Source organism: Vibrio sp. S457-15, from assembly GCF_000960545.1.
Classification (GTDB): Bacteria; Pseudomonadota; Gammaproteobacteria; order Enterobacterales; family Vibrionaceae; genus Vibrio; species Vibrio parahaemolyticus.
On record NZ_JYOQ01000180.1, the window covers coordinates 241,836 to 255,470 of the forward strand.

General features: G+C 46.8%; 6 protein-coding genes. 4 read left to right on the top strand and 2 right to left on the bottom strand.

The features are described from left to right. Positions 1–2: 2 nt before the first annotated feature. Entirely contained in the window at positions 3–275 is a 273-nt protein-coding gene (gene yccX, locus UF05_RS23120; protein WP_005494922.1) for an acylphosphatase, read from the bottom strand. A gap of 91 nt (positions 276–366) precedes the next feature. Here yccX and UF05_RS23125 point away from each other — a divergent pair, with 91 nt between their 5' ends. Beyond that, on the top strand, positions 367–1,770 hold the full coding sequence (locus tag UF05_RS23125) for a methyl-accepting chemotaxis protein (protein WP_005490568.1): 1,404 nt from the start codon (positions 367–369) through the stop codon (positions 1,768–1,770). 184 nt (positions 1,771–1,954) lie between these two features. After that, the gene (locus tag UF05_RS23130) at positions 1,955–3,148 is read left to right on the top strand and encodes a class I SAM-dependent methyltransferase (protein ID WP_045545175.1); all 1,194 of its coding nucleotides are present in this window, start codon (positions 1,955–1,957) and stop codon (positions 3,146–3,148) included. Positions 3,149–3,200: 52 nt separating this feature from the next. On the opposite strand, the gene UF05_RS25340 is transcribed toward UF05_RS23130, so the two are convergent. Beyond that, on the bottom strand, positions 3,201–11,294 hold the full coding sequence (locus UF05_RS25340) for a VWA domain-containing protein (protein ID WP_048852687.1): 8,094 nt from the start codon (positions 11,292–11,294) through the stop codon (positions 3,201–3,203). A 402-nt stretch (positions 11,295–11,696) separates the two neighbouring features. Here UF05_RS25340 and UF05_RS23140 point away from each other — a divergent pair, with 402 nt between their 5' ends. After that, complete coding sequence (locus UF05_RS23140) at positions 11,697–13,013, top strand: TolC family outer membrane protein (protein WP_024103885.1); 1,317 nt, start codon at positions 11,697–11,699, stop codon at positions 13,011–13,013. Positions 13,014–13,015: 2 nt separating this feature from the next. Then, positions 13,016–13,633: an OmpA family protein gene (locus UF05_RS23145; protein WP_005477806.1), complete on the top strand. Its 618-nt coding sequence runs from the start codon at positions 13,016–13,018 to the stop codon at positions 13,631–13,633. Positions 13,634–13,635: the final 2 nt, after the last annotated feature.

Below are 13,635 nucleotides of genomic sequence, written 5' to 3' on the forward strand. Positions count from 1 at the left end.
TATTATAGAATTTTAAATCCGCGGAATGGTTTGTACGATACGCTCTCTCGCGTAACGCTTTCTACTGTCGCCGTCCGCGGACCTTCTTGTAACCATTCACAAAACTGGTCAATTTGCTCTTTAGGCCCACAAGCCATCACTTCTACATCGCCATTGTTCAAGTTTTTCGCGTAGCCCGTTAAACCAAGCTTTAAACCTTGGTGCGAAGTATGGTAACGAAAGCCAACCCCTTGAACGTGACCTTTAACTATAAATCTCTCACACTTTACGTTCATCTTTGTACCGCATCTGATTATTGAGTGATATATTCGTTTTGTCTTATTCACCCCACTAAGGATAGTGGGTTTTCGTATGGTTATAATAATTATGAAAGAAATTCCTTTCCGCTGGATTGATAAGTATCTCATTCACTTAAAGATTCAAGAAAAGTTCTACTTGCTCTTCATTCTTCCTCTTCTTGCTCTAGTCATTCTTACTCTCGTCCTCAATAGCGCGGCTAATTCTCTGATCTCAGGTATGTATCAGGAAGAGTTGATGCTCATGAAAGGGCTGATAGAGGCTGGCAATCTTTCTCAAGCTCAAGTAGCAAATCTTATTGCGGGTTCAGAGACGGTCTCTATTGGTACAGGACCGCAATCTGTATCGGTATTGAATGGTGCATTCAGTTTGGTTGCAAATCATGAGCTTTCTCTGTGGACTGCCCTATCAATGACTCAAGTGAGCATCATCTGCGTGAGCTTGTTTGTTCTCGCGTTAGGTGTTTACTACATCATGACGTTCATCGGTGGCGCAATGTTCACCATGAACAAGGCGCTAAACACGCTTGCTGATGGCGACCTAACCGCGCGGATGAATTTCTTCCCTGTTCGTGATGAGTTCAGTGAAATCGCCATCACGATTGATAAAGTCGCGGAGCGTGAACAAAAAATGGTTCAATCCATCCAAGAGTCTGTCGCTCTTATGCAGCAAATCAGCTCGGACTTGAATCAATCGATTCACCACAGTTCTGAAATTTCTGCGACGCAACAAGAACACCTCAACTCTCTTGCAAGTGCCACGGAGCAGATGGCGTCAACGATTCGTGAAGTTGCGACACTGGCTCACGATTCAAGCACACAAACGGATGATGCACGTAGTGTGGCTCAGTCAGGCCAAGTGAAGGTCGAAAACACGCTTCACTCGATTTCAAATCTGTCGAATGAGATTCAATCTGCTTCTCAAGCGGTTGAAGAGCTAGATGCAAATGCAGCGCAAATTGATGAAGTCGTGACAACAATCAACGGCATCTCTGAGCAAACTAACCTACTCGCCTTGAACGCTGCAATTGAAGCGGCTCGTGCAGGTGAACAAGGTCGTGGCTTTGCGGTTGTTGCTGATGAAGTCCGTGCTCTTGCAGGCCGTACTCAACAAGCAACCGTTGAGATTCAAGCGATGATTGAATCATTACAACGTAACAGCCAATCCCTCACCAAACTTATGGAAGTTACGGTAAACAATGCCAACGAAGGTCAAAACCTGATGGCAGAAGTAAACCAAGAGATTGGCTCGCTTGCCGATAAAAACCAAACCATCTCAGACAGCAGTATTCAAATTGCGACTGCAGCTGAGGAACAAGGTGTCGTTGCAGATAACATCGCCGCAAGCGTCGAAGAAATCCGAGTTCAAGCAGATAATGTGTGCAATATGATCAGCACGACCTCGCAAAACGTCGAACAGTTGCGTAAGCAAAGCGATACGATGGAATCTCTCCTCACAGGTTTGAGAGCATAAGCAAATATCAGTTTATCAGGGTCACGCAAGTGGCCCTTTTTTTATGCCTGCTAGCAGCTATGCCGACGATAATGACTAACGATACCGACCGTTTAGCAAATGACTGGATTGTTGAGGGATATTGCTTTTGCCCTCAACATCCCGGACAATACGCCCCTTTCAAAATTCAACAAGAGCAAATGAAATGACAGCTGCTATCTATTTGGTTAAAGGTCGTGAGAAATCGGTTAAGCGCAAGCACCCTTGGATCTTCTCTCGAGGCATCGGTAAAGTTGAGGGCGAACCCGCTCTTGGCGAAACAGTTGATGTGTTCACTCACGACGGTAAATGGCTAGCAAAAGCGGCATATTCTCCAGAATCTCAAATCCGCGCTCGTATTTGGAGTTTTGAAAAAGAAGAAATCAACAAAGCGTTTTTCGTGAAGCGTTTTCAAAATGCTCAACTTCTTCGTGAAGACGTGATTGAACGTGATGGTTTAACAGGTTACCGACTCATCGCCGCTGAATCTGACGGCTTGCCGGGCGTGACGATTGACCGCTACCAAAACTTCTTCGTATGTCAATTACTCAGCGCAGGCGCAGAATACAACAAGCAAGCGATTGTAGATGCCTTGGTTGAATGCTTCCCTGATTGCAATGTCTACGAACGTTCTGACGTAGCAGTACGTAAGAAAGAAGGTTTGAAAGAGACCACTGGCGTATTGCACGGTGAAATGCCTCCAAAATCTGTCGTCATCGAAGAAAACGGCGTAAAAATCAGTGTCGACATTGTAGGGGGACATAAAACAGGCTTCTACCTAGACCAGCGTGACAGTCGTCAACAAGCGATGAAGTACGTTAAAGGTAAAGAAGTACTGAACTGCTTCTCTTACACGGGTGGCTTTGGTCTTTACGCACTGAAAGGCGGCGCAAAACGCGTAATTAATGCGGATGTATCTCAGCCAGCATTGGACACAGCAAAATACAATGCAGAACTGAACGAGTTTGATATCTCGAAAAAGCGCGCTGTTTTCTTAAACGCAGATGTATTTAAACTGCTTCGTGAATACCGAGACCAAGGTACTCAGTTTGATGTGGTTATCATGGATCCACCTAAGTTTGCAGAAAGCAAAGCGCAACTAAATGGCGCATGTCGTGGTTACAAAGACATCAATATGTTGGCGATGCAAATTTTAAAACCTGGTGGCACGCTACTGACCTACTCTTGCTCTGGCTTAATGGACCAAGTTTTGTTCCAAAAAATCATTGCTGACGCAGCGGTAGACGCAAACCGCCAAGTGAAATTTGTTGAGCGCTTTGAACAAGCCGCAGATCACCCAACCGATACGGCATACCCAGAAGGTTTCTACCTAAAAGGCTTTGCTTGTAAAGTGCTTTAGGCTAAGAATAAGTAAGACAAAGCAGAAGAAAAGGGCCTATTGGCCCTTTTCATTATGGCTCTAAGTTAACCTTAGTTAGCGCGGATAACACATCTCTCTCAAAGTCCGCATTCCCCACGATTAAGTCACTAAACTCTGTCGCCCCGTTTTCTATTACGATAGTTTGAATTGAGTTTCCATCGTTATGGGTTATTTCTAGAGACAAGTCATCACCATCAATGTTCAAGTCAATACTATTAAGAAGTTCTTCTATTGTATTGTGCCCTGCATCTTCGACGACTTCACTCAGATCTAAGGTGTCCAAATCTCTCTCAAAGCCTCTAACTAGATCTGTTCCTGTATCCAAGGAGTCGTTGACCCATTTAAAGATATCTGCCTCGTTATCATTGCCGATCAAGATGTCATGACTTACGTCTACTTCAGCTTCAATAATATTTGCAGAGCCATTACTTGAAGCATTTACTCCTCCGTTTTCATCAATAACGAATTGCAGGGTATTCTCACTTTGATCGCCATCGTTATCCGTCAATACATAATCGAAGTCTAACGTTTCAACTGTATCACCCACCGCGCCATAAAATGCATACGCACCATCGTTTAGGTCGATTTCCAGAGTATGTTTGCTGTCGATATAGATAGTAAGCTGCATCGTTGTGTCGTCAAATGCATGCGAAATACCATCGTTATTGTCAGTAACTATTAGGTCTGTACCATCAAACGAATAAGTGACACCGTCATGTTCTATTTCGCTAATATAACCACCATCTGCACCAATACCTGTATCTGGAGAAGTGGTATACATCAAGTTCCCCCCAACAGGTTGAATCACTGACTGCAACATAACCGGAGGTAATTGAGTTACGTCAGGAACCACAACACCATCAAGATCTTGATTCAAGAAGCCATCATATGCTACGCGATCTAATTGCTCCGGCATAAGATTAACGCCCATACCATACGCTAGGGCTGTTATCTGATTATCAGGATCGGTTAGGTGATCGATCCAACTCTGCTCACGAGCGTCGTTTATAAATGATGACGCAGGGTTTGGCTGACCATCTGACAAGAAGTAACTAACATTCGACGCACTGGTTAACTTACCTACATCATCCCATGACTGTTTTGCTTCATTTAGCGCGTTATTATAGTTAGTCGCGCCACCTGCAGTTAGCGTCTCAATATACGCTTTGGCCTCGTCGACCGTCAGCCACGTCGCAGCACCTATAGCGTAAGTGGATGCTGTACTGCTATAAGTAATAATTTGAACTCGCGTTTGACCGATAGACTCATATTGATTCAATAACTGAGTTGCCGAATCTTTCATTATCTGCAAGCGATTATCCGTTCGCATAGAACCCGAGACATCCATTATGAGCTGAACGTTGGCACTTTCTTTAGTTTCTGCAACTACATCGTGAATAATGGATGCAGAATCTGGTGAGTCATCTTCCACAATAACGTTGACCGTTGTGGAGTTAGTAAGACCACGAGCATTCGAGACAAGCACAGGCACCTCAATATTTAAGGCGTCTTCTCCAGATGCGTTGGAGTGATCAATTGGGCCAAGAAGCTCCGTAGATACCATTCCAGTATCATTGACTGATATTTTGATAACCTCTTTACCGTTTGCTGAACCGATAAGCATTTGGTCGTTATTTGATAACGCCCACGTTACAGAGATCCCGTTACTAGTAAGAGCTGTAGATGGTTCACTGAGCGTAACAGAATCAACGGTTTGACCCAGCGTCAATTGTTCTACATCAGAACTCGAGTCAGTTGTGTCATCAAAGCCGTTTAGAGCAGAGTCATCAGCAATGGCGTTGCTTAATCCTTCCTCAGAAACGTTTAGTGTTACACCTTCTACGATTGGTGGGGCGTAAGGGTTGACAGAAAAGTACCCCGTTTTACTGTCTCCATCATTATCAGTAATCGTGTAGTTAAAATCGATATCCCCATCGCCATAAGGTGAGGTCAAAGGCAAGTATTGGAAGAACTCCCATTTTCCAGTGCTAGGTGTAAGTTGAACTTCGAATGCAAGCTCTCCATCAGCCTCTGCAATCAGTCTATTAGAGTTTTGTGGGTCGACATATATCAACACGTCTTGACCATCTAGAGTCTCTAAACCAGCCTCGCCTCCATTTAAGACTATAGAACCAGGGCCATCAGCTCCATATACAGCACCGAGGTTCCCATCCGCACTAGCAATTGGCACGCCGGAGTACGCACCTGTAAAGGTTATTGATTTAACGGTAAAGTCACTGTTGTCTTCAGTATCCGGGCCATTGCCATTACTGGCCGCTTCGAGGATGATTTTATCAAAGCCCCCCTGTTGAACATTGAAATTCGCCGCGTAATCACCACTGCTTGCGTCAGAGCTGAACGATTGCTGAGCAATTAATACACCATCTCTATAAAAAGATGCGATTCCTTTCTCAAGTTCACCACCAAACATTTTCTCAAATTCTATTTCTGCTCCATAAGCAACTTTATTGCCTAAGTCTATGATTAACTGCTCTGATACACCCTCATTACCCGCGAATCGATAATCGACTTCGTTTTCTAACTGGAAGCCGTTGTTACCAGAACTTTTAACGCCAATCCCTTCTGATGATTGATTGATTTCAGCTGTTCCCAGCATCGCAGATTCGTCAGACACAAAACCGTTTGCAGTCACAACAACGTCCCCAAATGTTCGACTGGTTGCATCTGCCTCACTTCCTGCAAAATCTATACGCCCTGTCAGAACGATTGGTGCATCAGTAAGCGACACATCAACGGGTTGAACAACCACAGGCACGTATGGGCAATCGTCTTCAACGACCACATTTAAGCTTTGAGATGTCGTTGTTTGTCCATCACTTACAGAAATCTGTAAATCAAAGTTGATGATGTCTTCCACATCATTAACAGGATGATCAAGTGGCTCAAACAGAGTAATAGTATAGTCCCAAGAGCCTTGACCTGAGGCTGAAGGCTCGCTCAGCACAACAGTAGCAACAACGCTCAGGTGAGCGGTTTTCGCAGTCAGCGTTTGAGTACTGTTGTCCCACGTCCACGATATAGGCTCCCCTCCTGATGTTAGGTTGTTAGGGCCGGCCAATACCACTGAAACATTCGCCGTGTCTGGATCGGCAACTGTGAATGTTCCTGAGAAACTTGCGGAGTTAGTGGTGTCTGAAGGTGATCCGGTATTATCAGGGATACCATTAGCTAAACCTTCTTCCGAAACAACTGCATTCACAACATTTGAAATAGAAGGAGGAGCGTCGTTATCAGTAATACTTGTGTTCACAAACGCATTGTCTAGATTCAGTGCTTCAAAAATCGGATTGCTGTCGCTATCGACAATACCCGACACGCTGACGCGGAACACTTCATCGCCTTCGGCATACACATCGTCCACCGTATCGATGGTAAACGTCGCTGTTACGCCATCCGCACCAATCACTGCTTGAGTGGTTTCGGTGATGTCATCACCTGACGCAGTAGTATAGCTGTAAGCTAACGTGACAATGCTACCCACAGGAGCCGGATCGCTCAGTGTTACGGTGTACTCTGTGGTGGTGTCACCTTCTACGACATTCGCTGGACCTGTCATGGTGACGGTGACCGTATCTTCTGGCCCTGGGTCGGTTTCATCACTGATGGTGGTGTCAACAAAGGCATTTGAAACATCTAATGCCTCAAAAATCGGATTGCTGTCACCATCTACAATGCCCGACACGCTGACGCGGAACACTTCATCGCCTTCCGCGTAAACATCATCTACCGTATCGATGGTAAACGTGGCAGTTATGCCGTCGGCACCAATAATCGCTTGAGTCGTTTCAGTGATGTCATCACCCGATGCAGTGGTGTAGCTGTAAGCTAAGGTCACGATGCTACCCACAGGTGCCGGATCGCTCAGTGTCACGGTGTAATCCGTGGTGGTATCGCCTTCTACGACATTCGCTGGACCCGTCATGGTGACCGTAACGGTATCTTCTGGCCCTGGGTCCGTTTCATCGCTGATGGTGGTGTCGACGAACGCATTATCGAGGTTCAGTGCTTCGAAGATAGGATTGCTGTCGCTATCGACAATACCCGATACGCGAACACGGAACACTTCATCGCCTTCCGCGTAAACATCATCTACCGTATCGATGGTAAACGTGGCAGTTATGCCGTCGGCACCAATAATCGCTTGAGTCGTTTCAGTGATGTCATCACCCGATGCAGTGGTGTAGCTGTAAGCTAAGGTCACGATGCTACCCACAGGTGCCGGATCGCTCAGCGTCACGGTGTAGTCTGTGGTGGTATCACCTTCTACAACATTCGCTGGACCAGTCATGGTTACCGTAACGGTATCTTCTGGACCAGGGTCAGTTTCATCGCTGATGGTGGTGTCGACGAACGCATTGTCTAAATTCAGTGCTTCGAAGATTGGGTTGCTGTCGCTATCGACGATGCCTGACACGCTAACACGGAATACTTCATCGCCTTCGGCATACACATCGTCCACCGTATCAATGGTAAACGTGGCAGTTACACCATCCGCCCCAATAATCGCTTGGGTGGTTTCAGTGATGTCATCACCCGATGCAGTAGTATAACTGTAAGCGAGCGTGACGATGCTACCGACGGGTGCTGGATCGCTCAGTGTCACGGTGTAGTCCGTGGTGGTGTCACCTTCTACAACATTCGCTGGACCAGTCATGGTTACCGTAACGGTATCTTCTGGACCAGGGTCAGTTTCATCGCTGATGGTGGTGTCGACGAACGCATTGTCTAAATTCAGTGCTTCGAAGATTGGGTTGCTGTCGCTATCGACGATGCCTGACACGCTAACACGGAATACTTCATCGCCTTCGGCATACACATCGTCCACCGTATCAATGGTAAACGTGGCGGTCACACCGTCGGCACCGATAATGGCTTGAGTGGTTTCAGTGATGTCATCACCCGATGCCGTGGTGTAGCTGTAAGCTAACGTGACGATACTACCCACAGGAGCCGGATCGCTCAGTGTCACGGTGTACTCTGTGGTGGTGTCACCTTCTACGACATTCGCTGGACCGGTCATAGTTACCGTAACCGTATCTTCTGGACCTGGGTCGGTTTCATCACTGATGGTGGTGTCGACGAACGCATTGTCTAAATTCAGTGCTTCAAAGATTGGATTACTGTCGCTATCGACGATGCCTGACACGCTGACACGGAACACTTCATCACCTTCCGCGTAAACATCGTCCACTGTATCGATGGTAAACGTGGCGGTCACACCATCGGCACCGATAATGGCTTGAGTGGTTTCAGTGATGTCATCACCCGATGCCGTGGTGTAGCTGTAAGCTAACGTGACGATACTACCCACAGGAGCCGGATCGCTCAGTGTCACGGTGTACTCTGTGGTGGTGTCACCTTCTACGACATTCGCTGGACCGGTCATAGTTACCGTAACCGTATCTTCTGGACCTGGGTCGGTTTCATCACTGATGGTGGTGTCGACGAACGCATTGTCTAAATTCAGTGCTTCAAAGATTGGATTACTGTCGCTATCGACGATGCCTGACACGCTGACACGGAACACTTCATCACCTTCCGCGTAAACATCGTCCACTGTATCGATGGTAAACGTGGCGGTCACACCATCGGCACCAACCACTGCTTGGGTGGTTTCAGTGATGTCGTCACCTGACGCAGTGGTGTAGCTATAAGCTAAGGTCACAATGCTACCCACAGGTGCCGGATCGCTCAGCGTCACGGTGTACTCTGTGGTGGTATCGCCTTCTACGACATTCGCTGGACCCGTCATGGTGACCGTAACGGTATCTTCTGGCCCTGGGTCGGTTTCATCACTGATGGTGGTGTCGACGAACGCATTGTCTAGATTCAACGCTTCGAAGATAGGATTGCTGTCGCTATCGACAATACCCGACACGCTGACACGGAACACTTCATCGCCTTCAGCGTAAACGTCATCCACGGTATCAATGGTAAACGTAGCGGTCACACCATCGGCACCAATAATCGCTTGGGTGGTTTCGGTGATATCATCACCTGACGCGGTGGTGTAGCTATAAGCGAGCGTCACGATGCTACCGACTGGCGCTGGATCGCTCAGTGTCACGGTGTAATCCGTGGTGGTGTCGCCTTCTACAACACTCGCTGGACCTGTCATGGTGACGGTGACCGTATCTTCCGGACCCGGATCGGTTTCATCGCTGATGGTGGTGTCGACAAAGGCATTTGAAACATCTAACGCCTCAAAAATCGGGTTGCTGTCGCTATCGACGATGCCTGACACGCTGACACGGAACACTTCATCGCCTTCGGCATACACATCGTCCACCGTATCGATGGTAAACGTGGCGGTCACACCATCCGCACCAATAATCGCTTGGGTGGTTTCGGTGATGTCATCACCGGATGCGGTGGTGTAGCTGTAAGCTAACGTGACAATGCTACCCACTGGCGCCGGATCGCTCAGTGTCACGGTGTAATCCGTGGTGGTATCGCCTTCCACCACATTCGCTGGACCGGTCATGGTCACGGTGACCGTATCTTCCGGACCCGGGTCGGTTTCATCGCTGATGGTGGTGTCGACAAAGGCATTGTCTAAATTCAGTGCTTCAAATATAGGATTGCTGTCGCTGTCGACAATGCCTGACACGCTAACACGGAATACTTCATCGCCTTCCGCATACACATCGTCCACCGTATCAATGGTAAACGTGGCAGTTACGCCATCCGCCCCAATAATCGCTTGGGTGGTTTCGGTGATGTCATCACCGGATGCGGTGGTGTAGCTGTAAGCTAACGTGACAATGCTACCCACTGGCGCCGGATCGCTCAGTGTCACGGTGTAATCCGTGGTGGTATCGCCTTCCACCACATTCGCTGGACCGGTCATGGTCACGGTGACCGTATCTTCCGGACCCGGGTCGGTTTCATCGCTGATGGTGGTGTCGACAAAGGCATTGTCTAAATTCAGTGCTTCAAATATAGGATTGCTGTCGCTGTCGACAATGCCTGACACGCTAACACGGAATACTTCATCGCCTTCCGCATACACATCGTCCACCGTATCAATGGTAAACGTGGCAGTTACGCCATCCGCCCCAATAATCGCTTGGGTGGTTTCCGTGATGTCATCACCGGATGCAGTAGTGTAGCTATAAGCTAAGGTCACGATACTACCGACGGGCGCCGGATCGCTCAGTGTCACGGTGTATTCGGAAGTAGTTTCACCTTCCGAAACGCTATTCGGGCCGGTCATATTAACGGTTACAGTATCTTCTGGCCCTTGCTCTGCCTCATCTGTAATCGTTGCAACACCCGTAACTGGAGTAGGCTGATCTGGCGTTGACCCAGACAAACTGAAGGTTTCCGATCCTTCCGCTAAATTATCATCGATGGTATCCAAGCTAACCGTAAAAGACTCTTCCCCGATCGGAAGAGAAACAGTGAACGATCCATCATCATTCACCTGAATTTCTTGGGTGGTTCCGTCGGATAATGTAATTAAAACCGTTGTATTTACATAATCTGCACCAACATCGCTCGCCGCCCCGCCTACAGCAGAACCATCATTAAGGGTAAACTCTATGGTAGTTTCTTCTTCCGTTGGTTGATTAAGGGTAACGTCGAAAGAGACTTGCTGCCCTTCATCTACTGCAGGGCTAGAAATATCTTGCACCGTAATTGTTACTGGAATCGGAATTCCTGTCGGAGCTGGTGCCTGAGTTGGAGGGAGAATGTCCAATAAAGTTAGAATCTGAGTGGTTGAAAACCCCGCTCCTTCAGTGCCAACTGTCTCAAAGTTGGTACTGGCGAGCAATTCTGTCCCTGTTCGCGCAACATTCCCTGTTGTCTGAGGACTAGACCCATTTGCTTCGCCCGCTGCGGTTTCAAACTCTTGACCTAGTTGGGTCGGGTCTTGTCCCGCTGCAATAGCTTCTATCAACGCTGTAATATCACCAGTTACATTGATGGAACTGCCTTGCGGTGTCACTTGCTCAATGACCAGTTCTGAAGTGTCTGAAACTTCGTTAATAATTAGTTCCCCTGGTTTAGGCAACTGTCCTTGTTCGAGGGTTCTAATTTCCCCATCGAGACCGATAACTACAATATTACTCATCAATGAGCCAAAAGTTACTCGTTCCATATCTACCTCGCCCCACTTTGAACTAAGTCAAAAGTTTGTCACCCCAATATTTACGTCTATAGTTTAGTCAAAATCTTCATATTTTCGTTGTATGTGCAAGGGGCGATGTGCTGATTAACTCAAGGGGCGGGGTTACAGGTGCAGCAAGGAATTGCACAGGTCGTGGAATGCTATGATATTAAGAAATCAAGCTTTTCTCTTGCTTAAACACAAACGGTTGCCAAGCAACATTTTGCACATGTGCTAAGGTTTAATCAGGCGAACTTCTGGATATTCTAAACAAAAGCCTAGGTTTAACAGTAGGTTGATAATTTACTTACTCAAACACTGTTATTTGTGATGTTTTATCTCAAATGTGAGATGAAACAGCAAAAAGCAACACGATTTTTTAGGAGAAACACCGTGAAATGGAACCGACTAAGTATTGCTTGCTGCTGTAGCTTAATAGTGTCTATACCCGTTTTCGGTCAAACTTTAGAGCAAGCCGTGGCATTAACGTTAAAAAATAACCCAGATATCAAAAGCGCATTTAATGAATTTGAGAGCCGAAGGTACATCAATGAGGCGTCAACAGGCGCCTATTTGCCTTCTCTCGATCTTGATGCGGGCATTGGTTACGAAGGCCTCGACCCATCTGATGAAGTCGGACGAGGCAACACTGACTATACGAGAAAAGAAGCGTCTATCACCCTAACCCAATTAATTTGGGATGGAAGCGCGACATTAAACGATATTGACCGTACCGCTGCTGATGCAGAATCGGTGCGATTCCAACTGTTAGCTGATGCTTCAGACAAGGCATTAGAAGTCACTAAAGTCTACTTAGATGCGGTAAAGGCTTATGAAGTCTTAAAGCTGTCTGAGAACAACCTTGCCGTTCACAAAGACATCTATACGGACATCAAAAAACGCGTCACTTCCGGCATCGGCTCTACTGCGGACTTAACACAGGTTGAAGCACGTTTAGCGAAAGCGCATGGTAATCTGGCAGCTGCACAAAACAACCTTTACGACTCCCACACAATGTTTACCCGCTTGGTGGGGCAAACGCCACAAGGGTTAATTTTTCCAAGAGCTGATCAGAACTTTATCCCCTACACCGTCGATGAAGCGGTTGGTTTGGCATTTGAATTACACCCCGTAATTCAAATCGCATTGGCGGATGTGGACTCTGCCAAGTTCCAATACAAACAATCGAAAGGCGTTAACTACCCGACGATCTCGATTGAAGCTTCTCAAACTTGGAAAGACGATGCGGATGGCTTAAAAGGTCGAAGCGATGAAACTCTCGCCATGTTGCGTTTACGCTATAACTTGTTCAACGGCGGTAGCGATGCGGCAAATTCAGAAAACTTCGCATACCAACTCAACAAAGCGAAAGACTTACGTGAAGGCGCGTACCGTAATGTTGAGGAAGGACTTCGCTTATCTTGGAGTGCTCTGGACTTAACGCTGCAACAAAAAGAATTTTTAGCAGACCACGTTGATTCGGCAGCTGAGACGGTCATCGCGTATGAAAAGCAATATCGAATCGGTAAACGAACCTTACTAGACGTTCTGAACACTGAAAACGAGTTGTTTGAAGCGCGTAAAGATTACCTTGATTCAAAATATGCAGAGCAATATGCCAAATATCGTGTGATGAACGCAACTGGCCAATTGTTGAGTGCGTTAAGAGTCGAAATGCCGAAAGAATGGCTAGAAAAAGTGGAGTATTAATTATGAAAAACATAACTATTATTGCACTGTCATTAGTTGTTGCTGCATGTAGCTCTTCGAGTGATCGAGGCGACGAATACGATTACATCGACACTCCTATTGCAGATCAATGGGCCGACCACCAAGATGACGACAGCGACGGCGTCATTAACCAGCGCGATTTATGCCCGGGCACACCATTAGGTGCGGAAATTGATAATGATGGCTGCGGATCTTACGCAAACTCATCACAACAAATGCAAATTCGAGTGTTATTTGCAAATGATTCAGATGAAATCAACCCGGTTTTCGCGAAGCAGATTCGAGAACTCTCAGATTTCTTGAAAGAATACCCAAGCACATCCATTGAGTTGCAAGGTTACGCGAGCCGTACAGGTGGATCTGAGCACAATTTAGATCTCTCCAAACGCCGAGCAGAGAACGTAAGAAAGGCACTGCTACAGAACGGTATTACTCCTGATCGAGTTACTATTGTTGGCTACGGCGATACGGTTTTAGCAACAACCGGAACAGACGAAGTAAGCCATGCTTTGAACCGACGTGTGACCGCAACAGTAGTAGGACATAAAGGTGAAGTGAAAAAAGAATGGACCATTTTCACCACACTTCCAAAAAGCTAACT